Consider the following 25,237-nt stretch of genomic DNA (forward strand, 5'->3'; position numbering starts at 1 on the left):
GACTTGACCGCATGTGCTCCGATGCCCCGTCGGATGCCTCCGGCGGGGATATTTCTGGCCAGAAGAAGAACAGAGCACGCGCGCTTGCTTCTTCTGGCTGAAAGTATCCCGGGGGGTGAGCAGGCAACCCGGAAACGCGCCGGGGGCGCGTTTCGCCTGCGAACGGACAGCGTCCCGGAAAGGGGGCTGGCCCCCAATCTGGCCGGTTAACTCCCATGTCGAAGATCATCATCACCTGTGCCGTCACCGGCTCGATCCACACGCCCAGCCTGTCGCCGCATCTGCCCTTCACCGCGAAGGACATCGAGGATCAGGCCGTGGAGGCCGCCGGGGCCGGCGCGGCGATCCTGCACCTGCATGCGCGTGACCCGGAAAACGGCCGGCCCTCCTCGAAGGCCGCGCATTTCATGGAGTTCCTGCCGGGCATCCGCGACCGCTGTGATGCGGTGATCAACATCACCACAGGCGGCAGCGCGATCATGTCCCTGGAAGACAGGCTCGAGGGTGCGATGGCGGCCGAGCCCGAGATGTGCTCGCTCAACATGGGGTCGATGAACTTCGCGCTTTATCCTCTGTCCGCGCGGGAGCGGGAATGGCGGTTTGACTGGGAGAAACCGTTTCTCGAGGCCACCGACGAGCTGATCTTCAAGAACACCCCGCGCGATATCGCCCATGTCCTGCACGAACTGGGCGAAAAGCGTGGCGCGCGGTTCGAGTTCGAATGCTACGACATGGGTCACCTCGTCATGCTGCGCCATTTTGTCGAGCGCGGCATGGTGAAGCCGCCGATCTTCATCCAATTCGTCTTCGGCGTGCTTGGCGGCATGGCGGCCGCGCCCGAGACGCTGACCCACATGGTGCGCCTGGCCGACGATTATTTCGGCGACGCGTATCGTTTCTCCGTGCTGGCCGCGGGCCGGGCCCAAATGCCCATGGCGGCGATGGCGGCGGGGATGGGCGGGCACGTTCGCGTGGGGCTCGAGGACAGCCTTTACATCGGGAAGGGGCGGTTGGCGGTCTCGAATGCCGAACAGGTCGAGAAGGTTCGCCGCATCGTCGAGGACCTGGGCCGCGAGGTCGCCACACCCGACGAGGCCCGCGCCATGCTCGGCCTGAAGGGAGCGGACCGTGTCGCCTTCTGACAGCTTGCAGGTCAGGCCGGCAGGTCCGGACGATATCCCCGACCTCGCCCGGGCGCTCGAGGCGCTGTCCGCCCATATGGGTGACACGCATTGCGCGACCGAGGCGGTGCTGGCCCGCGCCTGCCTGGGTGAGACGCCCGCCTGTCACGGTCTTTTGGCCCGTGATCGCGGTACCGTCATCGGCGCCGCGCTGGTCTCGCCGGTCTTTTCCACGACCCTGGGCGCCGCGGGCGTCTACGTGTCCGATCTCTGGATCAAGGACAGTGCGCGCGGACAGGGGCTGGGGCGGTCACTGTTGCGCGCCGTTGCGGGGTTTGCCCGCGACACCTGGCAGGCCCGTTTCCTGAAATTGACCGTATATGCCGAGAATACGGCCGCGCAGGCGTTTTACGACCGGCTCGGCTTTGATATTGCCGGGCGTGACCGGACCTGCCTGCTCAAGGCAGAGGCCTTCAACGACCTGCTGGGAGACCCTCAATGAAAGCCATTCTCGACGACCGTCAGCGCGCCCATGATCCGAAGAACTTCATGGCCAATGGATCGCGCAAGCCCAACCCCGAGGTGCCGAAACGGGTGGATATCCTGAAAGCGGGGGCCGAGGCGGCAGGCTGCGTCTTCGAAACCCCCGCCGACGCCGGGCTGGGGCCCATTGCGGCCGTCCATGCGGCCGAGTACCTGACATTCCTGCGCAATATTCACGCCCGCTGGCAGAGGATCGAGGGTGCCTCCGACGAGGTGATCCCCAACGTCCATCCAATGAACCGGACCGACAGCTACCCGGACTCGGCGGTGGGGCAGGCGGGCTATCACCAGGCAGACACCGCGTGCCCAATTGCGGAATACACCTGGAAGGCGGCTTACTGGTCGGCCCAGAGCGCCGTCAGCGGGGCCGACGCGGTCGCCGACGGTATGCGCGCCGTCTATGCGCTGTCGCGCCCGCCGGGGCACCATGCTTTCGCGGATCTCGCCGGGGGCTTCTGCTTCTTCAACAATTCCGGCATCGCCGCGCAACGATTGCTGTCAAGAGGGCTGCGTCCGGCCATCCTCGACATCGACGTGCATCACGGGAACGGCACGCAGGGCATGTTCTATGCAAGAGACGACGTGTTGACCGTGTCGATCCATGCCGACCCGGCGCGCTTCTACCCGTTCTTCTGGGGTCACGCTCATGAACGGGGCGAGGGGGCGGGGCTGGGCGCCAATTTCAACCTGCCGCTTCCCCGCGGTACGGATGACGACGCCTATCTGAAGACGCTCGACCGGGCGCTCGAACGGATCACCGATTTCGGCGCCGATGTCATTGTCCTGGCGCTGGGGCTCGACGCGCATGTCGACGATCCGTTCCAGGGGTTCGCGGTCACGACGCAAGGCTTCACCCGAATTGCCAGGGCCATCGCGGGCCTTGGCCTGCCTCTGGTCATCGTGCAGGAAGGCGGCTACGTCTCCGACGCTCTGGGCGCCAACCTGACCGCATTCCTCCATGGTATCGAAGGACACTGACATGGCCGAGTTTTCCTTTCGCAAAGTCTACCTCAAGAAGCGCTTTCCGCTGGCGATCAGTCGTGGCGAGATCGCAGGGGCCGAGAACCTGTTCCTTTCGATCACCGAGAACGGGCATACCGGCTGGGGCGAGGTTGCCCCAGGCATCACCGAGGGCGCCGAGTCAACGGCTGAAGCCGAAACCATGCTGCGCGGCGTGCTGGATCGCGGGTTCGATGCCCAGGCTATTCACGACACGTGGGACAGGGCTTGCGAAGCGGGCGTCGCCCCCTGCGCGCTGGCGGGGCTGGACATGGCCCTGTGGGATCTCAAGGCGAAACAGGCGGGCATGCCGCTTTACCGCCTTCTCGGGCTCGCACGGCGTGGTGTGCCGACCTCGCTGACCGTCGGGATCAACCCGCCGGAGGTGGTGCGCGAGCGGGTGCCGCTGCTGCTTGAAAAGGGCGCGAAGGCCCTCAAGATCAAGCTGGGCTCGCCCGAGGGGATCGAGGCCGACAAGGCGATGTACGCGGCCGTGGTCGAGAGCGTCGGCGATGCCAGGGTCGTTCTGCGTGTCGACGCCAATGGCGGCTGGTCGCTCGATGACGCGCGCCACATGATGGGCTGGCTGGCCGAGCGTCGGGCCGAATATGTCGAACAGCCGCTGGTGCGCGGGGCCGAGGATCAGCTCACCGAGCTTTTCAAGGACCGCCCCCTGCCGATCTTCGTCGATGAAAGCTGCCGGGTGTCGGGCGACATCCCGGGCTTCGCCGACAGGGTCGACGGGGTGAACCTGAAGCTGATGAAATGCGGCGGCATCACCGAGGCGCTGCGCATCGTCGCCACCGCTCGTGCCTTCGGCCTGAAGACGATGATCGGCTGCATGGGCGAAAGCGCTGTCTCGATCGCCGCGGGCGCCTCGATCGGGGCGCTGTTCGACTACATCGACCTCGACAGCCACCTCAACCTCGACCCCGATCCGGCCGAGGGGGCGCCGCTTGTCGACGGCGTCACCCTTCCCGCCGACCGGCCCGGCCACGGAGGAGACCTGCCCGATGCTTGAGCCGACCCAGAAGATCGCCATCTATGCCGAGGCCAACATGGGTCTCGTCAATGCCAAGATGGCCGAGGGGATCATCCGCTATGGCCGCAACCCGGTCACTTGTGTGATCGACAGCCACGCCGTGGGCAAGAACCTGCGTGATCTGTGCAAGATCGACCGGGACATTCCCATTGTCGCCACGCTGGATGAGGCGATGGAACTCGGCGCCGAGGTGTTGGTGCTGGGCACCACGCCGTCGGGCGGACGGGTGCCGCCGGAATGGATGGCGATGCTGGAACGGGCGATCGGCGGCAGGCTGTCGGTGGTCAACGGCCTGCATGACCGGCTGAACGACACGCTGGGCGACCGCTTGCAGCCCGGCCAGTGGATCTGGGACATCCGCACGCCGACCGACGCCATGCCGCCCATCGCCATGGGACGTGCCGCGAAGCTGCCAAACATCCGTGCGCTGATGGTGGGCACCGACATGGCCGTTGGCAAGAAGACCTCCGGCCTCGAAATCTGGTCATCGCTCTGTGATGCCGGCCACGACGCGGCTTTCCTCGCCACCGGGCAGAGCGGCGTCGCAATCACCGGCAAGGGCATCCCGCTCGATGCCTTCCGTGTGGATCATGCCGCGGGCGCGGTAGAGCGGATGGTGCTGGAAAACGCCGAGCACGACATACTGATCATCGAGGGGCAGGGTTCGCTCCTGCACCCCGGCAGTACGGCCACCCTGCCGCTGATGCGGGGCAGCTGTGCCAACGCGCTGATCCTGTGCCACCGGGCGGGTATGGACGTGCTCGATACCACGGGCGAGGCGATCCCCGTGCCGCCGCTGAAGGACGTCATTGCCCTTAACGAGATGGTGGCACGGGCGGGCGGGGCGCTCACCCCGGCGAAGGTCGTCGGCATTGCGCTTAATACACGCGACCTAGACGAGGCGGCGGCGCGCCAGGCGATCGACCGGACCGCGCAGGAGACCGGCCTGCCCGTTGCAGACCCGGTACGCTTCAGCGCGCAACCGCTGGCCCAGGCGGTGCTCTCCGTCAAGGCGTGACATCGGGCGACTGGTCAAGCCGGTGATAGGCTTGCTAGAACATCGCAATGACGAAGATGCTGCGCACCAGGCTGATCGTGGTCGCCCTGTTTCTCGGGGCGGTCGCGGCGTGTGCGGCGGGAATCTGGCATTACGCCCACGTGCAGGCGCTGGCACAGCTCGAAAAGCAGGGCCGTGCCGACCTTGCCCTCGCTTCGGACAGGTTTACCGGAGAACTTCGCCGCTTTCGTGAACTGGCGGTGCTGATGGCCGAGCATCCGGTCTTCGACGACCTCACGGCCGAAGACGGGGTCGCCCGCGCCGACTGGGTCCTGCAGGACGCGGCCGACAAGAGCGGGGCGCTGGCGCTCTTCTACACCGACACGGCCGGCACCGTCCTGGCACGGGCTGGCGACGTCACCCTGCGCCCGGCCGGCAGCCGTTATTTCCGCCGGGCGATGCGGGGCGCACTTGGCACGTTCTACGGCCGCCTCGGCCCCGATGGCCGCCGCGTCTACGCCTTCGCCGCGCCCGCCTTCGGGCCGGTCGGGGTCAAGGGCAGCGTCATTGCCCTTGTCGACATGATCGAGGTCGAGTGGGACTGGATCGGCGGGCAGCCCCCTGTATTCTTTACCGATCCGGAAGGTCGTATTTTCCTGTCCAACCGTCAGGAGATTCTTGGCTGGCAGCCGCGTGAGGACGGCACGGCCCTGGCACCGCCCGTCGACCCGGCGCCGGAGTTCAGCGCCGTACATCGCGGCTCCTATGAGATCTGGCGCATGGACTGGGGCGATTACCTTCCGCGGGCCGCCCTTCACCTCGCGCGGAACGAGCCGGTGATCGGCATGACCGGCCATGCCCTTGTCGACACGGCTCCGGCCCGCCGGATCGCCTGGCTGCAAACCTCGGTTTTCACCGTGATCTGCCTTGCTTTCGGAGTGGTCCTTCTGCTTCTTGGCGAGCGTCGCCGCACGCTGGCCCGTGCCAATGCCCAGCTTGAAACCCGCGTGGCCGAACGCACGGCTGAACTGTCCGAGGCCAATATCGCGCTCCGCCACGAGGTGCAGGAACGGGAAGAGGCCGAGGCCGCCCTGAAACGCGCGCAGGATGAGCTGGTGCAGGCCGGCAAGCTTTCGGCACTCGGACAGATGAGCGCGGGCATCAGCCACGAGTTGAACCAGCCGCTGATGGCGATCCAGCAATTCGCCGACAATGGCGGCGCCTTCCTCGCCAAGGGCCGCACCGACGCGGCGGGCGAGAACCTCAACCACATATCGCAGCTTGCGGCACGGGCGGCCCGCATCATCAAGAACCTGCGCGCCTTCGCCCGCAACGAAAGCGAACCCATGGGCAAGGTCGATCTCGTACAGGTCATCGACACGGCAACGGAACTGACCGAGTCGCGCCTGCACAAGGACGGCGTGACGCTCGACTGGCACCGCCCGGCACATCCGGTCCATGCGCTGGGCGGCGAGGTTCGGCTGGTCCAGGTCTTCGTGAACCTCATCAACAACGCGGCCGACGCCATGTCGGCGCAGGTCGAGAAGCGGATTGGAATCGCCATCGAAACCGGTCCGCCGCTCAGGGTGACGGTGCGGGACATCGGCCCGGGCATCAGCGATCCCGACAAGATGTTCGAACCCTTCTACTCGACCAAGGCGGTCGGCAGCGATGACGGCATGGGCCTTGGCCTGTCGATTTCCTACGGGCTGGTCCAAAGCTTCGGCGGCAATATTCGCGGCACCAATGCCGAGGGCGGCGGGGCCGTGATGACGGTCGAATTGGAACCGTGGCAGGAAGAGGCGGCGGCATGAGCGTGGACGTCCTTGTCGTGGATGATGACGCCGCGGTGCGCGAGGCGCTGGTGCAGTCGCTGGAACTGGCCGACCTGTCCGCGAAGCCCGCCGGTTCCTTCATCGAGGCCAAGGATCATATCGCCGAAGGTTTCCCCGGCGTGATCCTCTCTGACATCCGGATGCCGGGACGGGACGGGTTCCACCTGTTGAACTACGCCATGGGCATCGATGCCGAGTTGCCGGTCATCCTGCTGACCGGAGAGGGCGACATTCCCATGGCGGTCGAGGCAATGGGGCAGGGGGCGTTCGACTTCCTTGAAAAGCCTTGTGCGCCCGATGACTTGATCCCTGTGCTGCAGCGCGCCCTGTCGACCCGGCGGCTGGTGCTCGAAAACCGCCGGCTCAAGGCGCAGTTGCTGACGGGCGACCCCGCGGCGAGGATGCTGTTCGGTACATCGGCCCTGGCGGACGATCTGCGCGCGCGGGTGCGTGCGGTGGCGCCCATGGGGGTCGAGGTGCTGGTAACGGGCCCTCCGGGGGCCGGCGTGTCCAAGGTCGCCGAGGTCATCCACCTCCTGTCGCCGGTCGCGCGCGGGCCCTTCGCCAAACGCTCGTCGTCGGGCATGGACCTGGCGTCGCTCGACATGGCGTTCAGCGCGGCGTCGGGGGGCACGCTTTTCCTCGACGACATCTCGATCCTTCCCGCCGCCACCCAATATGCGCTGATCGAGAAACTCGAAAGCGGTTCAGATGCCCGCCTCATCGCCGGAACCACGGCCGATCTTGCCAACGAGGTCGAGGCGGGGCGCATGAATGCCGAGCTCTATTACCGGCTCGACGTGACACCCGTGCGCATCCCGGCTCTGGCCGAGCGGCCCGAGGATATTCCCGTCCTCTTTTCGCATTACGTGGCCCAGGCTGCGGAACAGGCGGGTATTCCGGTGCCGGAGGTCACGACCGATCATATGGCCCGCCTCATGGCCCAGGATTGGCCGGGCAATGCCCGGTCCCTCATGTCGGCGGCGATGCGCTTCGTGCTGGGCATGCCGGAAGAGGCCTCGGCCGCCGCGGAACTGGGGCTCGCCGAACAGATGGCCCGGGTCGAACGTTCGTTGCTTGTCGCGGCGCTCGGTCGGCAGAACGGACGCGCGACCGAGGCCGCCAAGGCGCTGAAGCTGCCACGCAAGACCTTTTACGACAAGCTGGCCCGCTACGGGATCCGGCCTGAGGATTATCGCCGCGAATGAGCGTTTCGGTCTCGGGAATCCGGATACAAGTGGCCCGCATTCCGTGTGCGGATTCCCGCACAACCTCGCTGGGGCCATGTGCGGAAATCCGCACAAGTTCCACGCGCCATTTCGTCAGTTTGTTGCATGTCGTTTTGTAAGATTTTGCTTTTATTCAATATTTTTCGCCCATCTTTCAGGCCAAACTAAAAACTTGAGCGATCTCCCTTCCCGGCGAACACTGGAAACACCGCCCCGCAAAGGGGGTGTTTCGTAATGTCTCAATTTTGGGAGGAGACCACACCATGAAGTTTTTGACCGCTGCCACCACCGCGCTGGCGCTGTCCGTTTCGGCCACGGCCGTCAGCGCCGCCTGCGACGATGGCGAGATCGTCGTCAAGTTCAGCCACGTCACCAACACCGACAAGCACCCCAAAGGGATCGCCGCGTCGCTGCTCGAACAGCGCGTGAACGAGGAGATGGACGGCACCATGTGCATGGAGGTTTTCCCGAACTCCACGCTCTACGACGACAACAAGGTGCTTGAAGCCATGCTTCAGGGCGACGTGCAGCTGGCCGCGCCCTCGCTGTCGAAATTCGAGAAGTTCACCAAGCAGTTCCGCATCTTCGACCTGCCTTTCATGTTCAAGGACATCAACGCGGTCGAGGAGTTCCAGGCCTCCGACGCTGGCCAGGCGCTTCTCGACAGCATGCAGCGCCGCGGCCTGCAGGGGCTGGCCTACTGGCATAACGGCATGAAGCAGATGTCGGCCAACGTGCCGCTGCTCGAGCCGTCCGATGCCGAGGGCCTCAAGTTCCGTGTGCAGTCCTCCGACGTGCTCGTGGCTCAGATGGAAGCGCTTGGCGCCAGCCCGCAGAAGATGGCCTTCTCCGAGGTCTACGGCGCGCTGCAACAAGGCGTCGTCGACGGGCAGGAAAACACCTGGTCGAACATCTACGGCAAGAAGTTCTTCGAGGTGCAGGACGGCGTGACCAACACCGATCACGGCATCATCGACTATCTCGTCGTGACCAGCGTGGATTGGCTCGACAGCCTCGAGCCCGAAGTGCGCGACCAGTTCCTGACCATCGTCTCCGAGGTCACCGAGACCCGGAACAAGGAATCCACCAAGGTGAACGAGGAAGCCAAGCAGGCGATCATCGACGCCGGCGGCACCGTGCGCGAGCTCGACGCCGACCAGCGCGCCAAGTGGGTCGAGACGATGAAACCGGTCTGGGACCAGTTCACCGACGACGTGGGCCAGGAGAACATCGACGCGGCGCAGGAAATCAACGCCAGCATGTAAGCTTTGCGGGTGCGTGATATCGCGCACCTCACGGGGCGGGCCTGAAACGACCGGGCCCGCCCTTTTCGCAAGACATTTGCGGGAGGAGGGGACAGATGCAACACGAGCACAGCTTCGTGGACAAGATCGAGGAAACGGTGATCGCCGCACTCCTTGGCCTGATGACGGTGGTGACGTTTTCCAACGTGATCGCACGGTACGTTTTCAATTCGAACATCCTGTGGGCACTTGAACTGACCGTGTTCATGTTTGGCTGGCTGGTGCTTCTCGGGGCTTCCTATGCCGTCAAGAAGCAAAGCCACCTCGGTGTCGACGCGATCGTCAACATCGTATCCCCGCCGGTGCGCAAGGCGATGGCGCTGTTTTCGATTGCCTGCTGCCTGGCCTTCTCGCTCCTGCTCCTCAAGGGCGCGTGGGATTACTGGTCGGTTTACGCCGAATTGCCGCCCACCACCGGCCGCTGGTTCCCGACCGGGTTCAACACCGATTTCCGCGGCCAGGGCTGGTACGAGGTTCAGGATATTCCCATGCCCGCCGTCCTGCGGTTCCTGGAAGACTGGATCAATTTCGGCGAGTCCTACGAAAAGATGCCGAAGGCGATCCCCTACGCGGTACTGCCCCTTTCCATGGCGCTCCTGACATTCCGATTTGCGCAGGTCGCCGTACAGATCTGGCGCGGCGAGGTCGACCGCATTGTCGCAAGCCACGAGGTGGAAGACGAACTCGAACAGGTTCGTTCCCAACAGGGGGAGCATGACTGATGGAAGTCCTTCTGCTTTTCGTGATGGTTATCGGTCTGCTGCTTGTCGGCGTACCGATTGCCGTATCGCTCGGTCTCAGCTCGATCCTGTTCCTGCTGTGGTTCTCCAACAGTTCGATGGCCTCGGTCGCACAAACGCTCTTCAGCGCGTTCGAAGGGCATTACACCCTGCTGGCCATCCCGTTCTTCATCCTCGCTTCCTCGTTCATGACGACCGGCGGCGTGGCCCAGAGGATCATCCGGTTCTCCATCGCCTGCGTCGGCCACCTGCACGGCGGCCTTGCCATCGCCGGCGTGTTCGCCTGCATGCTCTTCGCGGCGCTGTCGGGCTCCTCGCCCGCCACCGTCGTGGCCATCGGCACGATCGTGATCGCCGGCATGCGGCAGGTAGGCTACACGCGCGACTTCGCGGCCGGGGTGATCTGTAACGCCGGTACGCTGGGCATCCTCATACCGCCGTCGATCGTGATGGTGGTCTATGCCGCGGCGGTCGAGGTGTCCGTGGGCCGGATGTTCCTGGCCGGCGTCATCCCCGGGCTGCTCGCCGGGTTCATGCTGATGACGGCCATCTATGTCGTCGCCCGCGTGCGCAACATGCCCAAGGGTGACTGGCAGGGCTGGGGCGAGATCTTTGCCTCCGGGCGCGACGCCGCCTGGGGCCTGTTCCTGATCGTCATCATCCTCGGGGGCATCTACGGGGGCATATTCACCCCGACAGAGGCCGCGGCCGTCGCCGCCGTCTATGCCTTCTTCATCGCCTGCTTCGTCTACAAGGACATGGGGCCGCTGGCGGTCGGCAAAGAGCAGGGGGGCAACCTAAGCCTTCTCCGCAAGCCCTACGCGCTCGTGACGGCCTTCGTGCACCCGGACACCAAGCACACCCTCTTCGAGGCGGGCAAGCTGACCGTGACGCTGCTTTTCGTCATCGCCAATGCCCTCATCCTCAAGCATGTGCTGACCGACGAGCAAATCCCTCAGCATATCGCAGGAGCGATGCTCAGCGCGGGGTTCGGCCCGGTCATGTTCCTGATCGTGGTCAACGTGATCCTGCTGATCGGCGGTCAGTTCATGGAACCTTCGGGCCTTCTGGTGATCGTCGCGCCGCTGGTCTTCCCCATCGCCATCGAGCTGGGCATCGACCCCATTCACCTCGGTATCATCATGGTGGTGAACATGGAGATCGGGATGATCACTCCGCCTGTCGGTCTCAACCTCTTCGTGACCTCGGGCGTGGCGGGCATGCCGATGATGGCCGTGGTGCGGGCGGCGCTGCCGTTCCTCGCGGTGCTCTTCGTCTTCCTGATCATGATCACCTATATCCCGTGGATCTCGACGGTGCTGCCCAACACCTTCATGGGGCCGGAGATCATCACGAACTAGGAACAGGCCGGGCGCAGTCAGCTACTGCGCCCGGCCCGCATTTCCCGCCCGGTTTGTCGCACTTGTGTCATGGACAAGCCGGTTGACCCGCCCGATAGTCGGCCGGGTCAGCGAGGGAATACGTCATGCAATGGACCGACGAATCCGAACCCGGCACACCGTACTGGTGGGATGTTCTGGAAAACGAGCCGGCCGACGATCCGCTGCCGCAGGATTGCGACGTGCTGGTTATCGGCGCGGGCTACGCCGGGCTCTCGGCGGCCATCGCGGCACATGATTGCGGGGCCACAGTGGTGGTCGTCGACAAGGACGAGCCGGGCCACGGCGCCTCCACCCGCAACGGTGGCATGTTCGGCGCCCATCCCCGGCTGGGCTGGAAGGCATTGGCCGACAAGTTCGGCGCACAGGTGGCAGACGCGCTCTTTGCCGAAGCCAAGCCCGCGCTCGACTGGGCCAAGGGGCTGATCGACCGGGAAGGGATAGATTGCGACCTGCAACAGACCGGCCGTATCCAGCTTGCCTGGACAAGACAGCATTTCGAGAACCAGAAAACACTCGCTCGCCATGTCTCCGAGAAAAGCGAGGTCGATGTAGAGATCGTCGACCGTGACAGGCTCGGCCAGAACATCGAAACGCGCCGATACTTCGGCGGCCTGTATTTTCCCGAACATTGCGGTCTGCATCCGGCAAAATATCACCAGGGCCTGCGCGATGCCGTCACCCGCCGGGGCATCACGCTGACCGGCAGGGCCGAGGTCACCGCGCTCGAACGCGCCGGCAACCGTTTCACCGCGACCACCCCCAAGGGCACGGTGCGGGCGGAGAAGGTCATCCTCTGCACCAACGGCTACACCACGCCGCTCTTCCGTTGGCACGTGGCGCGGGTCTTCCCGCTGCCCTCCTACCTGATCGCGACCGAGGAGCTGCCGTCCAACCTGCTGGGCCACCTGGCGCCGGGCCGGCGCATGATGGTCGAGACCCGGGCCCGGCACAGCTATTTCCGCCTGTCTCCGGACGGCAAGCGCATCATCTGGGGCGGGCGTGCCTCGATGCGCGAGATACCGATGGAGCAGGCCGCCAGGCGTCTTCGCGAAACGATGCTCAGCGTCTGGCCCGAGCTGTCCGACGCAAGGATCAGCCACGCCTGGTGGGGCAACACCGGTTTCAGCTTCAATCACATGCCCCATGTGGGCGAGGATCGCGGGCTACACTATGCCATGGGCTTTTCCGGCTCGGGCACCGTCATGGCGCCTTACCTGGGCGCCAAGGCCGCCTATCGGGCCCTGGGCGATCCGCGCGGCGCCACCGCCTATGCCGACACGGTCCTGCGTCGCGATGCGCTGCATCCGTTCACCCGGCCGCATTTCCTCAAGGCGGCGGATATCTGGTACAGGGAAGTGATCGACCGGGTCGAGAACGCGAAAGCGCGCTGAGGCTCAGACCCCGTTGCGGAACTCCCGGGAATCGAGCACCGGCGAGGCATCGAGATTTGCGGCATTCAGCATCGTCGCCACCCGCTCCAGCGAGGCCACGATCATCGACTGTTCCCAATCTTCCAGTGCCTCGAACCGGGCGACAAACTGCTGCTGAAGCGCGTCGGGGGCATTGTCGACGGTCGCACGCCCCTCATCCGTCAGGATGATATTGGTCTGGCGCCGGTCGGTGTTCGACTTCTCGCGCACCACCAGTCCCTTCTTCACGAGCTTGTCCACCAGCGCCGTCACCGTCGCCTGCGATACGATCATCCGGTGCGAGATTTCCGTGGCGGTACAGTGCCCGCGCTCGGCGATCAGCTGCAACACTCGGAACTGCACAGCGGTCAGCCCGGCTGACTGGGCCAGGTCACGTGCATAGGTGTCGGTCGCGCGAAGGATTCTGCGCAGGGCAATAAGGCAGGTGTCGATCCGTTCCATGGCCGTCTCCGCAAACGGTTTTACTTTATAGTCACATAATAATTTTATTTCGGCAATCATCATGATGCTTTGCTGAATGAAGGAATCTAACTGTAAATAGGAGCATAAATCCGCCTCTTTCCAATAAAATAACGACATTCTGGGTCAGTTTGCTTTGCACCTTGAAGTTTGCGCTTGGGAAAACTACTTTAGTATCCAAAGGAAAAGTGAGGAGACAGCAGACCGATGCGACACACGCTCGAACTGATCGACAAGGCGACGCCCTCGTTGCGCAAGCCCGTGCCCGAGGACGGCGCGGACATTTGGGCGCTGATCAAGGCCTGCAAGCCGCTCGATGAAAACTCGATGTATTGCAACCTGATCCAGTGCGATCATTTCCGCGACACCTGTGTTCTGGCAGAGCTGGGCGGCAAGCCGGCCGGCTGGGTTTCGGCCTATGTCATGCCCAACGACCCGGCGACGCTTTTCGTCTGGCAGGTTGCTGTCTCGTCAGAAGCGCGCGGCACGGGCCTTGGCACCCTGATGCTCAAAAGCCTGCTGCAGCGCGACATTTGCAAGGATGTCGAGCGCATCCAGACCACCATCACGCGCTCGAACGCCGCCTCGTGGAAGCTGTTCCGCAAGTTCGCGAAACAGCAGGACGCGCGGCTTTCCTCGCAGGCCTATTTCGGTGAGGCCCTGCACTTCCGTGGAAAACACAACACCGAATACATGGTCACCATCGACCTCGCGGAAGAACTGAAGAAGGCAGCCTGAAGGGGCTGCCCGCCTTCCGCTTCAAATCCATCAAACCAAAGGACACGCCATGCCGACTGACACGTCAGCCGACAAATCTGTATTTGAACGCCGCGAATCTGAAGCGCGCAGCTACTGCCGCAGCTTCGATACGGTCTTCACCAAGGCCCTGGGCTCGGAACTCACCGATGCCGACGGCAAAACCTATATCGACTTCCTCGCCGGGTGTTCGTCGCTCAACTACGGGCACAACGACCCCGACATGAAGGCCGCCCTGATCGAGCACATCTCGGGCGACGGCATTGCCCACGGGCTCGACATGTACACGACCGAGAAGGCCCGTTTCCTGAAGGCATACGAGGACATCATCCTCAAGCCGCGCGGCATGGACCACAAGATCATGATGACCGGCCCGACCGGCACCAACGCCGTCGAGGCGGCGATGAAGCTCGCCCGCAAGGTCACGGGCCGCCGCAACATCGTGGCTTTCACCAACGGCTTCCACGGCATGACCATGGGCGCGCTCTCGCTGACCGGTAACGCCGGCAAGCGTGGCGGCGCCGGTGGCGGCGCGCTGGGCGACGTCACCCACTTCCCGTTCGAAGGCGCACTTGGCGATGATGTGGACACGCTGGCACAAGCCGAAATGATGCTCGACAACTCTTCCTCCGGCATCGACGCGCCCGCTGCGTTCATCTTCGAGCCGGTGCAGGGCGAGGGCGGTCTCACCGCCGCCTCCAAGGCATGGATGCAGGGCGTCGAAAGGCTGGCCCGCAAGTATGGCGCCATGCTGATCGTCGACGACATCCAGTCGGGCTGCGGCCGCACGGGTACGTATTTCGCCTTCGAAGAGGCCGGGATCGACCCCGACATGATCACGCAGGCGAAATCGCTGTCGGGCTTCGGCCTGCCGTTCGCCGCGCTGCTGATCAAGCCCGAGCACGACATCTGGAAGCCGGCCGAGCATAACGGCACGTTCCGTGGCAACACCCACGCCTTCGTCACGGGCCGCGTCGCGCTCGAGAAGTTCTGGAAAACCGATGATTTCGCGAAAGACGTCCAGGGCAAGAGCAAGATCCTGACCGACGGCCTGCAAGCCATCGCCGACGTCATCCCCGGCGCGCGCCTCAAGGGCCGCGGCCTGATGCAGGGGGTCGACGTGGGCTCCGGCGACCTTGCCGGCGACATCTGCGCCCGCGCCTTCGAGAAGGGCCTCGTGATCGAGACCTCGGGCGCCGACGACGAGGTCGTCAAGGTGCTCGCCCCGCTCACCACGCCGGAAGAGACCTTCCGCAAGGGGCTCGACATCCTGCTCGAGGCGGCACGCGACGCCTCGACATCCACGAAGATGGCAGCGGAGTAACAAGATGATTGTCAGAGATTTCAACGATATCGTCGAGAACCACAAGGACCGCGTCGTCAGTGACGCCGAATGGTCGTCGGTCAGGATGCTCCTGGCCGATGACAAGATGGGCTTCTCGTTTCACATCACGTTCCTGAACGCGGGGTCCGAACACACGTTCGAATACAAGAACCACTTCGAAAGCGTGTACTGCATGTCCGGCAAGGGGTCGATCACCGACCTCGCCACCGGGGAAACGCACGAGATCACGCCGGGCGTGATGTACGCGCTCGACCAGCACGACCGCCACGTCCTGCGGGCCGAGGAAGAACTGGTCATGGCCTGTGTGTTCAACCCGCCGGTGACCGGCAACGAGGTCCACCGCGAAGACGGCTCCTACGCCGCCGCCGAAGAGTTGGCGGACTGACCGCCGAAAGGAATGATGTCATGAGTTTTCCCAAGCATACCGTCGAGAAGATCGGCGGCACCTCGATGAGCCGCGTGGACGAATTGCTCGACACGCTGCTGATCGGGGGGCGCGAAGGATCCGATCTCTACCACCGCATCTTCGTCGTCTCGGCCTTTGGCGGCATCACCGACCTTCTGCTCGAGCACAAGAAATCGGGCCGTCCGGGCGTCTATGGCCTCTTTGCCAATGACGACAATGACCATGGCTGGCTCGATGCGCTCTCGTCCGTCGGCGATGCCATGTGCGAGGCGCACCGCAAGGTGCTCGACCATCCCGGCGACCAGAACATGGCCGACGAATTCGTCCGCGAACGGGTGGAAGGCGCGCGCTCGTGCCTCTTCGACCTGCAGCGCCTCTGTTCCTTCGGGCATTTCCGCCTGTCGAGCCACATGCTGGTGATCCGGGAGCTTCTCTCGGGCCTGGGCGAGGCGCATTCGGCCTTCGTCACCGCGCTGCTGCTGCAGCGCAACGGTGTCGACGCCCGGTTCGTCGACCTCAGCGGCTGGCGCGACGAGGCCGAGCACACGCTGGAAGAGCGTATCGCGGCCGGGCTCGACGATATCGACCTGACGCGCGAGCTGCCCATCGTCACGGGCTATGCCCAGTGCACCGAAGGGCTGATGCGCGAATACGACCGCGGCTATTCCGAGGTGACCTTCTCGAACATCGCCGCCCACACGGGCGCGCACGAGGCGATCATCCACAAGGAATTCCACCTGTCCTCGGCCGATCCGGGCCTTGTCGGCGTCGAGAACGCGCGCAAGCTGGGCCACACCAACTATGACGTGGCCGATCAGCTGGCGAACATGGGGATGGAGGCGATCCACCCCAACGCCGCCAAGATCCTGCGCCGCGCCGGCATCACCCTGCGCGTCACCAACGCGTTCGAGCCCGGCGATCCGGGCACGCTGATCGACGAGGAGAAGGCCGATAACCCCGGTGTCGAGATCGTCACCGGCCTCGGCGTGGTGGCGCTCGAGCTGTTCGAACAGGACATGGTGGGCGTCAAAGGCTACGACGCCACCGCGCTCGAGGCCCTCAAGCGCCATAACGTCTGGATCGTGTCGAAATCCTCGAACGCGAACAACATCACGCACTACATCCAGGCCTCGCTCAAGACGGCCAAGCGCGTGATCCGCGAGATCGAGGAGGTCTATCCGCAGGCCGAGGTCACCGCACGCGCCGTTTCGCTGGTGGCGGTCATCGGCCGCGACCTGACGGGCGAGCGGGTGCTGGGCCGTGGCCTGCAGGCGCTGCACGAGGCCGGCATCGACGTGGTTGCCGCCCAGCAGACGCCGCGCAATGTCGATGTCCAGTTTGTGGTGCCGCGCGATGCGGCCGACGAGGCTGTGAAATGCCTGCACGAGGCGTTCGTCTCGGGAAAGAGCGGGGCGGGGCTGGCGCGGGTGGCGTGACCGCTGCCGCATCTGCTCCGCTCTAAGAAGGCGCCCCGCCGGATGATGGCCGGCGGGGCGTCTCGTTTTTCAGCGATGATGCAACCTTACTTGTGGCTGCGATACTTGCCGGCTTCCGTCTTCTGTCCGAAGACCAGCGCCAGCACCGCCATCACGATCGCGATGAACGAAAAAACAGCCGGGGCCGAGCTTCCGACGCCCATGAAGATCGCGCCGGAAACGCCATCCCATGTCGGTGTGTCAAAGGGAAATCCCATGGTTCAGTCCTCCTGTTACTTGGATGCCGGGGGCGATGCCATGATGCCCTCCGGATAGGCTTGGGCCGGCACTTTGACCGTGTCGAGACCGGCGATTTCGGCCGCTTCCGGCACGCGAAGCATGCCGACCATCTTGAGGATGAGCGACCCTGCGTAGCCCGAGATGAACCCGATCGCGACGAAGACGACCGTGCCCACGAGTTGGCCGACGATGCTGACTGTCGGTGCATTCTCGCCGAGCAGGGCAGGGTAGCCGCTGCCGAGGATGCCCAGCATCAGCATCCCGAGCACGCCCATCGTGCCATGCACGGTGACCGCGCCCACGGCATCGTCGATGCCGAAGCTTTCGAGGAAGGTCGCAGCCGGTTTCAGCATCAGGCCCGCCACCATTGCGATGACGAAGGTGATCGACGGGAAGTAGATGTCGAGCCCCGAGGCCACCGAAATCAGGCCGGCCAGTGCGCCCGACATCATCCAGAACGGATCGCGCGTCAGCGACCACGCCCCGATGATGCCGCCCGCAACACCCATCAGGATATTGAAGCTGAGCGCGCCGAGATTGGTGGGCGTGCCATAGATGGTCGAGAAGTTGCTGCCCCAGGACCAGCTTTCGCCGCCCACCACGAGACAGGCCATCAGGAAGCCCCAGAACCCCACGACGATGAGCATCAGGCCGGTGGCCGTGAACGGCATGTTGTGCCCGGCGAGGTGATTGGCTGTGCCGTCCTCGTTGAACTTGCCGATCCGCGGGCCGAGGTTGATCAACACGCCAAGGGCAAAGAAGGCCGCGACCGCGTGAACAAGGCCCGCCGCGCCGAAGTCATGCACGCCCCATTGCTGGATCAGCCAGCCATCGGCATGCCAGCCCCAGGCGGCTGCCAGGGTCCAGCTGAACCCGCCCAGCAGGATTGCCAGAAGCACGAAGCCGACGGTCTGTATGCGCTCGATCACCGCGCCCGAGAAAATCGAGGCCGTGGTCGCCGCGAACAGGGTGAAGGCGCCCCAGAAGACCCCGTCGATCTGGTCTTCCGTGTTCGGGCCCATATAGGCCGCCGCCTCGCCCCAGGCGAGCGCGAAGCCGCTGGCGTATTCCGCGCCGGATATCCCGTTCGGACCGGCCGAGAGCGTGAGCCCTGTGGGAAACGCCCAGTAGACCCACCAGCCGAAGAAGTAGAAGGCCGGGATGACAAAAGCGAAGGCCAGGATGTTTTTCACCCCCGACGACAGGGCGTTCTTGGCGCGCGAGGCGCCCATTTCATAGGCCAGGAACCCGGCGTGAATGATGATCATCAGCGGGATGGTCAGGTAATAGTAGGTCTCCGCGAACATCGTGTTCGTCAGATTCCCCTTTGTTTCTATCGCGGCCACCTTGGCCGCGAGTTCAGCGAGTTGCTCTTCCATGTGGTTCGTACCTCCGTACCGTTGGTGGGCTTGCTTGCCGGCCCTTTTGGCTCACAATTGGTTCACTTTCCCTGAGAGCACTGCACCAATGCTAAGCCAGCACGGGGTTTCAATGTTGCTGAAAAAGAAGGCAAACGCGCTGATAATGCGGGCGTTTGGTCCGGTATGCGGGTCTTTTGCCCCGAAAAATCGCGTTTTGCGGAGTTCCGAAGGCGTCCGGTCCGATTGAACCAAAAGCGCCGGCCCAATGGGCCGGCGCTCGTTTCTTGGGCGGAAGTTCGGGCTGCGCCTATTCGCGCGCCTCCTCGTCGAACACCCTGGCCAGCCGCTCCTTGCTGCGTGCGGCGGCCTCGTCGACCTCGAACTCCTTCTTCTCGATCCGTGCCTGCAGGACGTGGAACAGGAGCCAGAAGGCCACGCCCAGAACGAAGAGCGTCACCTCCCATCCGACGCCTGGATAGATCGGGCCCAGTTGCGTCAGGTCCGCGCCGGACCAGCTTTCGACGATCGTGGTTGACATGGTTCTGTCCTCCTCAGGTCAGCAGTCCGAGGCGCTTGGCCTCTGCGATATCGGCTTCCGACACGGCAATGGCGTCGGCCTCCTCTCTCAGTTCCTCGCTCATATCGAGCCCCACGAGTTCCACCGCGGGCGGCACTCGAAGCATGCCGAACCCTTGCAGGATCTTCGACACGATCCACGCCGGGATGAAGCCCAGAACGATGAACATGATGCACGCCCCGGCGAACTGGCCCCACGGCGTAATGGCGGCGACCTCCTCGTGATAGCCTGCCGTCGCCGGATGGCCCCAGAGGACGAAGCCCGCGATCACCAGACCGATGAAGCCGGCATAGCCATGCACCGCAACCGCGCCGACCGGATCGTCGATCTTGAACGTCCGCTCGACCCAGAAATGCAGCTTGTAGGCACAGTATGCTCCGACCGCACCGATCAGCATGGCCTCGATCGGGTGATAGAGGTCATTACCGGCCGAGGCCGTGATGATGCCCGCAAGCCCCGCGGAATACGTCCAGAACGCCTCGCCGCGAGAAACCACGTAGCCCATCAGCAACCCGCCCGAAAGCGACATGAGGAAGTTGAAGACGATCGCTGACAGGGTGGTGGGGGTCAGGTAGATCGTGGTTGCGGTAAAGCTGCCCTCGGCGGCCCCGATATCGCCCGATGCGATGATCGGAACGTTGCAGGCCACGTAGAAGCCCCAGAAGCCGCAGTAGATCAGGAACAGCCCGATCGTCACCAGCCACTTGTTGTGCGGGTTGATGTTGCGCGGGGTGCCGTCGGGTGCGAACTTGCCAATCCTCGGCCCCAGCACGCAGATCACCCCAAGCGCGAAGCCACCGGCAATGGCGTGGATCACGCCCGACGCATAGGCGTCGTGATAGCCCAGCTGCGTGACCATCCAGCCATCGGGGTGCCAGCCCCAGGCCGCGTCTATGATCCAGGTGAACGAACCGATGACGACGGCCAGGATCCAGAAGGCCGACGGACGGATCCGTTCGATCGTGGCGCCCGAAACGATCGAGGCCGCAGTCCAGCTGAACAGCAGGAACGCCGCCCAGAAGACCCCGTTCAGACGCGCCCAGAACCCGTTCCCGAGATCGGCGCCATACCCCTTGGCCTGCGGGTCGTTCACGCCCGGTCCGCCAAGGTGCGTGCCCATCAGTTCACCCCACGGCACGGCGTTGTCCGATTGCGTGAGCCCACCGGTAATGCCCGGCCCATTGGGGAAGGCGAAGTAGATCCACCAGCCGAAGAAGAAGAAGGTCACGGTCACCAGCGGGATCAGCATGGTGTTCTTCATCAGGGTGTGGATGTGGTTCTTGTGCCGTGTCGCACCGACTTCGTACATGCAAAACCCGACATGGATCAGGAACATGAGCGGTACAGTGACCCAGTAATAAAATTCGGTGAATATCACCGTCAAAGCACCGATATCGGTATCCATTGACGTGTCCTCCCGTTCAGACTTCGGTTCGCGTTTACGGGGGTCTGATCTTCCGGCCCCCAGCTTATCCGGACCAGTTTTGGTTTTCTTTTCGTGCTGTTCGCCGCACCAATTTTAGCCCAAAGACGTTTCAACTCTGCATGAGTGATGAGCATGTTGCCAGATATTTCAGCATTAGAATAGAAAAAATTTCACTGGAGGAATAAAAATTTCACCCAGGGTTCATCCATTCATCCGTATGCGGCGAAAGATCGTCAGGCCGCGGTCATCCGGGGCGGATCGGCAAGCCCGGCACCACGCCAGTAGACCAGGGTCAGGATCGGTGTATCGGTGGTGGTCATGGCATGCGGTTGATTGGCCACGTGAAGCCGCGTCTCGCCGGGGCCGAGCAGGCGGTCGGGCGCGCCGTCGGCATGAAAGAGGCCGGTGCCGGAAACCACGGTATACAGCTCTTCCGGCTCGTGCTGATGGCGCGGATAGTAGAGGTTCGCCCCCCAGAACCCGACCGTGATGCGCGCCTGAGTCGTCAGGAAGTGTCCTTCCGGTCCGGCAAGCTCGAACCACCCGAACCGCTGGAGGAAATCGGCCCCGACCTCGTCCTCGGTATAGGTCAGGCGCCACTCGGCGAACGGGGCGATGGCAAGAATGGCATCCTTCAGGGCCCGCGACCTGTCCGACGCCGCGCCGGGGTCGTTCACCAGGTGGGCCAGCCCCGGCACCTGTGCCGACTCGCGCGGAATATAGGTCAGATCCTCCGGCCAAGGCGCGAATTCACGCTGGACGGGACAGCCCGCATGCCAGTCACGCGCAGCCGCAAGCGCGCGAACGAACAAATCCCGGACATCACCGGAATCGAGCAGCGGGGAGGGGGCGTCGATCAGCATCTGCTGGCCTCGGTCAGGGGGGCGTCAGCCCTGCCTTGCCAGAGAACGCCAAGCCTGTCTTTTCCGTTCGCGGCACCATTACGGCGCGAACAGGCCAGCGCCCCGGTCTGTCAGGCCTACGCCGCCGTCTCCGTCCAGACCGGCTTTTTCCCGATGTCACCCTTCCAGACGACGTAGGCGACAAGCGGCGACTCGTGCGTGGTCAGCGCGTGTGGCGCGTTCACCGGATGGTGCGCCGTTTCGCCCGGACCCAAGCTGCGCGAAGGCGCACCGTGCAGGTGAAACTCCCCCGAGCCCGCCAGCACCAGGTAGATCTCCTCCGCCGGATGGTGATGCAGCGGGTAATGAAACCCCGGTGCCTGGTAGACGAGAAAACTGCGCATCCCCTCGGCACCCAACACCGTGTCGCGCCCCACCACCTCGAAACTGCCGAAATGGGCGTGCAGCGTCTCTCCGAACGCCGTGTCGCGGTAAGTGTCGCGCCACTGCGCGCTTCGGGCGGCAGCCATCGCGCTGGCATGAAAGGGCTGCAGGCCGGGCAGGGGGCGAAGGTCCGGCTGCCCCAACATCGCGTCGCAAATCAGATCATGCTTTGCCGCGCAGCTCTGTGGCCGCACCGGGTCGGGGAAGTCGCAGAAGGCGGCCAGTTCCGGCACATCCTGGTGCAGCGCCCTCGCGGCGTCCAGCAAAGCCTGCCAGTTGGTGTCGATCATGGTTGGTCCAGACCTCGATGCCAGTGCTGTGCCGTTTATGCAGGTTCGCCGTCCGTCCGGAAAGCCCCCCGAGCCGCGCGCCGCCGATTTCCGGTTGCGCTCTGGCAGGGCAAACGGTTTACCAAGGGGCGAACGTACAGCCGGGTGACCGAACTGGACCCTGGCGAGCGCCGAGCACGGGAAAGGGACACCATGGCAGACTACACGCTCTATTACTGGCCGTTGCCCTTCCGGGGTCAGTTCATCCGCGCGGTGCTGGCACATACCGGCAAGACATGGGACGAGCCCGACATCGACGCCATCACCGGCGTCATGGGCCGGGACGTCGACGATCAGCCCCTGCCTTTCATGGCTCCGCCGCTTGTGGTCGACCATGCCAACGATGTGGCCATGGCCCAGATGCCCGCCGTGCTGGCCTATCTCGGCACGTCGCTGGGTATAATGCCGGACGATCCCGAGCGCACGGCGCTGACCCACAAGATCATCGCCGACGCCAACGACGTGCTTGATGAAGTCACCCGCTTCGGCGGCCGTTCCATGTGGATCCGCGAGGAATGGGAGAGCTTCGCAAGCGACCGCCTGCCGCGATGGGCGCAGATTTTCGAGGCGACGGGCCGGGCCCACGGGTTGCAGGCCGACTCCGGCCACATGCTCGGCACCGACGCGCCGGGCCTGGCGGATCTTGCCACGGCCACCCTCTGGTTCACCATGACCGCCAAGCTGCCGGAACTGACCGATCTGGTCCGGGAAAACGCCCCGCGCGTCGCCGCGCTGGCCCACCGTATCATGTCGACCGAGGCGCTGGCGCAGATGCGCGACGACACGGACACCCGTTTCGGCAACGCCTGGTGTGGCGGGCAGATCGAGGCCTCCATCCGCGAGATGCTCAATGGCGACTAGCCCGCGACAGCCTGCCTCTGTCGGCGAGGTCGTCGAGCATGGCCTCTGTATCGGATGCGGGCTGTGCGAGGCGCTCGGGCCCGACCGCTGGAAAATGACGATGACAGAGGAAGGGCGCCTGCGACCTGCGCCTCTGAGCGACGAAAACCCCGCCGCCGATGCGGCAATCCTTGCAGCATGTCCCGGCGTGACCGCAGAGGCCACCGCAGATGGCCCGGAGCATGACGAGGTCTGGGGCCGCTACGCCCATATGGGCGAGGCCTGGGCGGACGACCCCGAAATCCGTTTTCGCGCTGCCACCGGCGGGGTGCTGACGGCGCTGGGCATGCATCTTCTGAAAAGCGGCAAGGCCCGCTTCATCCTGCATTGCGCCGCCGACCCGGCGCATCCGGTCCGCTCCCGCTGGGTGATGAGCGAGACGCCCGAAGAGGTGGCCCTCCGCGCCGGCTCCCGCTACGGGCCGTCCGACACCTTGGCCGGGCTCGAGGCGGCACTGACCCGGAACGAACCCTTCGCCATAATCGCCAAGCCCTGCGACGCCGGCGCCGTGCGCGCCCGCGCCAAGGCCGACCCGCGGCTCGACGACCTGCTCGTCGCCGTGCTGGTCATGGTCTGCGGCGGCGCCTCCGATCTCGGCAAATCTTGGCTGCTGCTCGACGAGTTGGGCGTGACCGAGGACGACGTCACACTGTTCCGATACCGGGGGTTCGGCAATCCCGGGCGTGCCCGCGTGGAAACCCGGGACGGCCGCGCCTACGAGCGCACCTATGACGAGCTTTGGGGCGACGAGGCCGGCTGGCGGATCCAGACCCGCTGCAAGCTCTGCCCCGATGCCATCGGCGAGGCCGCCGATATCGCGGCCGCCGACATCTGGCCGGGCGCCCAGCCTGAGGGCGAGGATGCCGGTTTCAACGGCGTCATCACCCGTACATCCACCGGCCAGCGCCTCATGCAGGCCGCGGTCGAGGCCGGCGACCTCGTCCGCGGGAAGGATCACACACCCCGCGACTACGACCATTTCCAGCCTCACCAGGTCAGCAAGAAACGCGCCATGGCCGCCCGCCTGCGCGGCCTGTCCCGCGCGGGCTGGCCGGTCTACGCCCACAAGGGCCTCCGCCTCGACGCGCTCGACGCGGGCGACGAGGCGGAAGAGCAGGGCGCCCATGACCGCGCCCTCTCGGGCCGGTTCTCCGAAAAGCTGCCGCGCCCATGACCCAGTCGGGCAAGCCCTTCACACAGGACCAGGCCCGGGGCATGCTGATCGGCCTCGCGGTGGGCGACGCGCTGGGCACCACGCTGGAATTCAAGCCGCGCGGCACCTACGAGCCGGTCACGACCATCACCGGCGGCGGCCCCTTCAACCTCAAGCCCGGCCAGTGGACCGACGACACGTCGATGGCCATGTGCCTCGCCCAGATGCTCCGCTCGGCCAATGGCTGGGATCCCGAAGATGCCATGAAGCGCTTCGTCAACTGGCGCCGCCACGGCTACCTCTCCTCGACCGGCGTCTGCTTCGATATCGGCAACCAGACGGCCGAGGCGCTCGACCTCTTCGAGAAAACCCGCAACGCCTATTGCGGCCCGACGGACGAGGCGAAATCCGGCAATGGCGGCATTATGCGGCTGGCGCCCGTGGTGCTGGCCTATGGCGCCGAGGTCGACAGCGCGATGGCGGTGGCCCAGATGCAAAGCCGCCTGACCCATGCCAGCCCCACCTGCATGAAGGCCGCGGCCAGCATGGCGCGCTTCATGGTCACCGGGGACACCTCCCTGCTGCCGCGCCCCGATGCCCCGCCAGAGGTGGCCAGCGGCTATGTGGTCCGTACACTCCACGCGGCCTTCTGGGCGCTGACGCAGGGCGACGCGTTCCGCGACGTGCTGCTCGCCGCGGTCAACCTCGGCGGCGATGCCGACACGGTCGGCGCCGTCGCCGGCCAGCTTGCCGGGCGTATCTACGGTTACGAGGGTATCCCGGCCGATTGGCGCGCGGTGCTTTACGACCACGACAAGATCCTGACCGCCGCAGACGACCTCTATCTCCTGCGGCCCATTGATGTGTGACGGAGGACCCTG

General features: G+C 64.7%; 25 protein-coding genes. 18 read left to right on the top strand and 7 right to left on the bottom strand.

What is annotated here, in order from left to right; genetic code table 11:
• Positions 1-215: 215 nt before the first annotated feature.
• The 11 genes from ACO07J_RS06580 to ACO07J_RS06630 all read left to right on the top strand — a co-directional run bounded on the left by ACO07J_RS06580 (position 216) and on the right by ACO07J_RS06630 (position 12,604).
• On the top strand, positions 216-1,142 hold the full coding sequence (locus ACO07J_RS06580) for a 3-keto-5-aminohexanoate cleavage protein (RefSeq protein WP_422027445.1): 927 nt from the start codon (positions 216-218) through the stop codon (positions 1,140-1,142).
• The gene (locus ACO07J_RS06585) at positions 1,129-1,623 is read left to right on the top strand and encodes a GNAT family N-acetyltransferase (RefSeq protein ID WP_422027447.1); all 495 of its coding nucleotides are present in this window, start codon (positions 1,129-1,131) and stop codon (positions 1,621-1,623) included. The genes ACO07J_RS06580 and ACO07J_RS06585 overlap by 14 nt, the downstream gene beginning before the upstream one ends.
• On the top strand, positions 1,620-2,642 hold the full coding sequence (locus ACO07J_RS06590; protein ID WP_422027449.1) for a histone deacetylase family protein: 1,023 nt from the start codon (positions 1,620-1,622) through the stop codon (positions 2,640-2,642). The genes ACO07J_RS06585 and ACO07J_RS06590 overlap by 4 nt, the downstream gene beginning before the upstream one ends.
• Before the next feature lies 1 nt (position 2,643).
• Positions 2,644-3,684: a dipeptide epimerase gene (locus ACO07J_RS06595; protein ID WP_422027451.1), complete on the top strand. Its 1,041-nt coding sequence runs from the start codon at positions 2,644-2,646 to the stop codon at positions 3,682-3,684.
• Positions 3,677-4,723 (top strand): DUF1611 domain-containing protein, encoded by a 1,047-nt coding sequence (locus ACO07J_RS06600; protein ID WP_422027453.1) that lies wholly within the window; start codon positions 3,677-3,679, stop codon positions 4,721-4,723. Before ACO07J_RS06595 ends, ACO07J_RS06600 begins: the two co-directional genes overlap by 8 nt.
• Before the next feature lie 47 nt (positions 4,724-4,770).
• Positions 4,771-6,516 (top strand): ATP-binding protein, encoded by a 1,746-nt coding sequence (locus tag ACO07J_RS06605; protein ID WP_422027455.1) that lies wholly within the window; start codon positions 4,771-4,773, stop codon positions 6,514-6,516.
• Positions 6,513-7,745: a sigma-54-dependent transcriptional regulator gene (locus ACO07J_RS06610; protein ID WP_422027457.1), complete on the top strand. Its 1,233-nt coding sequence runs from the start codon at positions 6,513-6,515 to the stop codon at positions 7,743-7,745. The genes ACO07J_RS06605 and ACO07J_RS06610 overlap by 4 nt, the downstream gene beginning before the upstream one ends.
• Before the next feature lie 284 nt (positions 7,746-8,029).
• Entirely contained in the window at positions 8,030-9,031 is a 1,002-nt protein-coding gene (locus ACO07J_RS06615) for a DctP family TRAP transporter solute-binding subunit (RefSeq protein WP_422027459.1), read from the top strand.
• Positions 9,032-9,126: 95 nt separating this feature from the next.
• Entirely contained in the window at positions 9,127-9,792 is a 666-nt protein-coding gene (locus tag ACO07J_RS06620; protein ID WP_422027461.1) for a TRAP transporter small permease, read from the top strand.
• Positions 9,792-11,171 (top strand): TRAP transporter large permease, encoded by a 1,380-nt coding sequence (locus tag ACO07J_RS06625; RefSeq protein ID WP_422027463.1) that lies wholly within the window; start codon positions 9,792-9,794, stop codon positions 11,169-11,171. The genes ACO07J_RS06620 and ACO07J_RS06625 overlap by 1 nt, the downstream gene beginning before the upstream one ends.
• Positions 11,172-11,296: 125 nt before the next feature.
• Positions 11,297-12,604, top strand: a complete 1,308-nt coding sequence (locus ACO07J_RS06630; RefSeq protein ID WP_422027465.1) for an NAD(P)/FAD-dependent oxidoreductase — start codon at positions 11,297-11,299, stop codon at positions 12,602-12,604.
• A gap of 3 nt (positions 12,605-12,607) precedes the next feature.
• On the opposite strand, the gene ACO07J_RS06635 is transcribed toward ACO07J_RS06630, so the two are convergent.
• Positions 12,608-13,084: a MarR family winged helix-turn-helix transcriptional regulator gene (locus tag ACO07J_RS06635; RefSeq protein WP_422027467.1), complete on the bottom strand. Its 477-nt coding sequence runs from the start codon at positions 13,082-13,084 to the stop codon at positions 12,608-12,610.
• Between the two features lie 225 nt (positions 13,085-13,309).
• Here ACO07J_RS06635 and ectA point away from each other — a divergent pair, with 225 nt between their 5' ends.
• From ectA to ACO07J_RS06655, 4 genes are read left to right on the top strand one after another with little or no spacing between them, the layout of a single operon-like run.
• Positions 13,310-13,840 carry a diaminobutyrate acetyltransferase gene (gene ectA, locus ACO07J_RS06640; RefSeq protein WP_422027469.1) on the top strand — a complete coding sequence of 177 codons (531 nt, stop codon included), beginning with the start codon at positions 13,310-13,312 and terminating at the stop codon, positions 13,838-13,840.
• A 49-nt stretch (positions 13,841-13,889) separates the two neighbouring features.
• Positions 13,890-15,182 (top strand): diaminobutyrate--2-oxoglutarate transaminase, encoded by a 1,293-nt coding sequence (gene ectB / locus ACO07J_RS06645; protein WP_422027471.1) that lies wholly within the window; start codon positions 13,890-13,892, stop codon positions 15,180-15,182.
• Between the two features lie 4 nt (positions 15,183-15,186).
• A complete protein-coding gene (locus ACO07J_RS06650) occupies positions 15,187-15,588 on the top strand; it encodes an ectoine synthase (protein ID WP_422027473.1) in 402 nt (133 codons plus the stop codon).
• Positions 15,589-15,608: 20 nt separating this feature from the next.
• Positions 15,609-17,045, top strand: coding sequence for an aspartate kinase (locus ACO07J_RS06655; RefSeq protein ID WP_422027475.1), 1,437 nt, complete (start codon positions 15,609-15,611; stop codon positions 17,043-17,045).
• Positions 17,046-17,131: 86 nt separating this feature from the next.
• Here the strand turns inward: ACO07J_RS06655 and ACO07J_RS06660 are convergent, their stop codons facing one another.
• The 6 genes from ACO07J_RS06660 to ACO07J_RS06685 all read right to left on the bottom strand — a co-directional run bounded on the left by ACO07J_RS06660 (position 17,132) and on the right by ACO07J_RS06685 (position 22,264).
• Positions 17,132-17,302 (bottom strand): hypothetical protein, encoded by a 171-nt coding sequence (locus ACO07J_RS06660; RefSeq protein ID WP_350123291.1) that lies wholly within the window; start codon positions 17,300-17,302, stop codon positions 17,132-17,134.
• A gap of 15 nt (positions 17,303-17,317) precedes the next feature.
• Positions 17,318-18,703 carry an ammonium transporter gene (locus ACO07J_RS06665; protein WP_422027477.1) on the bottom strand — a complete coding sequence of 462 codons (1,386 nt, stop codon included), beginning with the start codon at positions 18,701-18,703 and terminating at the stop codon, positions 17,318-17,320.
• A gap of 289 nt (positions 18,704-18,992) precedes the next feature.
• Positions 18,993-19,223 (bottom strand): hypothetical protein, encoded by a 231-nt coding sequence (locus tag ACO07J_RS06670; RefSeq protein ID WP_422027479.1) that lies wholly within the window; start codon positions 19,221-19,223, stop codon positions 18,993-18,995.
• A gap of 13 nt (positions 19,224-19,236) precedes the next feature.
• Complete coding sequence (locus ACO07J_RS06675; RefSeq protein WP_422027481.1) at positions 19,237-20,667, bottom strand: ammonium transporter; 1,431 nt, start codon at positions 20,665-20,667, stop codon at positions 19,237-19,239.
• Between the two features lie 254 nt (positions 20,668-20,921).
• The gene (locus ACO07J_RS06680) at positions 20,922-21,551 is read right to left on the bottom strand and encodes a dimethylsulfonioproprionate lyase family protein (protein WP_422027483.1); all 630 of its coding nucleotides are present in this window, start codon (positions 21,549-21,551) and stop codon (positions 20,922-20,924) included.
• 116 nt (positions 21,552-21,667) lie between these two features.
• Positions 21,668-22,264 (bottom strand): dimethylsulfonioproprionate lyase family protein, encoded by a 597-nt coding sequence (locus ACO07J_RS06685; RefSeq protein ID WP_422027485.1) that lies wholly within the window; start codon positions 22,262-22,264, stop codon positions 21,668-21,670.
• A 192-nt stretch (positions 22,265-22,456) separates the two neighbouring features.
• Here ACO07J_RS06685 and ACO07J_RS06690 point away from each other — a divergent pair, with 192 nt between their 5' ends.
• From ACO07J_RS06690 to ACO07J_RS06700, 3 genes are read left to right on the top strand one after another with little or no spacing between them, the layout of a single operon-like run.
• Positions 22,457-23,164, top strand: a complete 708-nt coding sequence (locus tag ACO07J_RS06690; RefSeq protein ID WP_422027487.1) for a glutathione S-transferase — start codon at positions 22,457-22,459, stop codon at positions 23,162-23,164.
• Positions 23,154-24,377, top strand: coding sequence for a Coenzyme F420 hydrogenase/dehydrogenase, beta subunit C-terminal domain (locus ACO07J_RS06695; protein ID WP_422027489.1), 1,224 nt, complete (start codon positions 23,154-23,156; stop codon positions 24,375-24,377). Before ACO07J_RS06690 ends, ACO07J_RS06695 begins: the two co-directional genes overlap by 11 nt.
• The gene (locus ACO07J_RS06700; protein ID WP_422027491.1) at positions 24,374-25,225 is read left to right on the top strand and encodes an ADP-ribosylglycohydrolase family protein; all 852 of its coding nucleotides are present in this window, start codon (positions 24,374-24,376) and stop codon (positions 25,223-25,225) included. The genes ACO07J_RS06695 and ACO07J_RS06700 overlap by 4 nt, the downstream gene beginning before the upstream one ends.
• Positions 25,226-25,237 lie beyond the last annotated feature (12 nt).

Origin of the sequence: Roseovarius sp. (assembly GCF_965228755.1) — a bacterium.
GTDB lineage: Bacteria > Pseudomonadota > Alphaproteobacteria > Rhodobacterales > Rhodobacteraceae > Roseovarius.

What these genes read in the sequence shown, in the direction of transcription:
- ACO07J_RS06700 (WP_422027491.1), top strand. Translation starts at nt 24,374, where the DNA reads ATGACCCAGTCGGGCAAGCCCTTCACACAGGACCAGGCCCGGGGCATG.
- ectA (WP_422027469.1), top strand. Translation starts at nt 13,310, where the DNA reads ATGCGACACACGCTCGAACTGATCGACAAGGCGACGCCCTCGTTGCGC.
- ACO07J_RS06670 (WP_422027479.1), bottom strand. Translation starts at nt 19,223, where the DNA reads ATGTCAACCACGATCGTCGAAAGCTGGTCCGGCGCGGACCTGACGCAA.
- ACO07J_RS06660 (WP_350123291.1), bottom strand. Translation starts at nt 17,302, where the DNA reads ATGGGATTTCCCTTTGACACACCGACATGGGATGGCGTTTCCGGCGCG.
- ACO07J_RS06605 (WP_422027455.1), top strand. Translation starts at nt 4,771, where the DNA reads ATGACGAAGATGCTGCGCACCAGGCTGATCGTGGTCGCCCTGTTTCTC.
- ACO07J_RS06620 (WP_422027461.1), top strand. Translation starts at nt 9,127, where the DNA reads ATGCAACACGAGCACAGCTTCGTGGACAAGATCGAGGAAACGGTGATC.
- ACO07J_RS06635 (WP_422027467.1), bottom strand. Translation starts at nt 13,084, where the DNA reads ATGGAACGGATCGACACCTGCCTTATTGCCCTGCGCAGAATCCTTCGC.
- ACO07J_RS06665 (WP_422027477.1), bottom strand. Translation starts at nt 18,703, where the DNA reads ATGGAAGAGCAACTCGCTGAACTCGCGGCCAAGGTGGCCGCGATAGAA.
- ACO07J_RS06590 (WP_422027449.1), top strand. Translation starts at nt 1,620, where the DNA reads ATGAAAGCCATTCTCGACGACCGTCAGCGCGCCCATGATCCGAAGAAC.
- ACO07J_RS06690 (WP_422027487.1), top strand. Translation starts at nt 22,457, where the DNA reads ATGGCAGACTACACGCTCTATTACTGGCCGTTGCCCTTCCGGGGTCAG.
- ACO07J_RS06625 (WP_422027463.1), top strand. Translation starts at nt 9,792, where the DNA reads ATGGAAGTCCTTCTGCTTTTCGTGATGGTTATCGGTCTGCTGCTTGTC.
- ACO07J_RS06655 (WP_422027475.1), top strand. Translation starts at nt 15,609, where the DNA reads ATGAGTTTTCCCAAGCATACCGTCGAGAAGATCGGCGGCACCTCGATG.
- ACO07J_RS06595 (WP_422027451.1), top strand. Translation starts at nt 2,644, where the DNA reads ATGGCCGAGTTTTCCTTTCGCAAAGTCTACCTCAAGAAGCGCTTTCCG.
- ACO07J_RS06600 (WP_422027453.1), top strand. Translation starts at nt 3,677, where the DNA reads ATGCTTGAGCCGACCCAGAAGATCGCCATCTATGCCGAGGCCAACATG.
- ACO07J_RS06675 (WP_422027481.1), bottom strand. Translation starts at nt 20,667, where the DNA reads ATGGATACCGATATCGGTGCTTTGACGGTGATATTCACCGAATTTTAT.
- ectB (WP_422027471.1), top strand. Translation starts at nt 13,890, where the DNA reads ATGCCGACTGACACGTCAGCCGACAAATCTGTATTTGAACGCCGCGAA.
- ACO07J_RS06695 (WP_422027489.1), top strand. Translation starts at nt 23,154, where the DNA reads ATGGCGACTAGCCCGCGACAGCCTGCCTCTGTCGGCGAGGTCGTCGAG.
- ACO07J_RS06610 (WP_422027457.1), top strand. Translation starts at nt 6,513, where the DNA reads ATGAGCGTGGACGTCCTTGTCGTGGATGATGACGCCGCGGTGCGCGAG.
- ACO07J_RS06615 (WP_422027459.1), top strand. Translation starts at nt 8,030, where the DNA reads ATGAAGTTTTTGACCGCTGCCACCACCGCGCTGGCGCTGTCCGTTTCG.
- ACO07J_RS06630 (WP_422027465.1), top strand. Translation starts at nt 11,297, where the DNA reads ATGCAATGGACCGACGAATCCGAACCCGGCACACCGTACTGGTGGGAT.
- ACO07J_RS06650 (WP_422027473.1), top strand. Translation starts at nt 15,187, where the DNA reads ATGATTGTCAGAGATTTCAACGATATCGTCGAGAACCACAAGGACCGC.
- ACO07J_RS06680 (WP_422027483.1), bottom strand. Translation starts at nt 21,551, where the DNA reads ATGCTGATCGACGCCCCCTCCCCGCTGCTCGATTCCGGTGATGTCCGG.
- ACO07J_RS06685 (WP_422027485.1), bottom strand. Translation starts at nt 22,264, where the DNA reads ATGATCGACACCAACTGGCAGGCTTTGCTGGACGCCGCGAGGGCGCTG.
- ACO07J_RS06580 (WP_422027445.1), top strand. Translation starts at nt 216, where the DNA reads ATGTCGAAGATCATCATCACCTGTGCCGTCACCGGCTCGATCCACACG.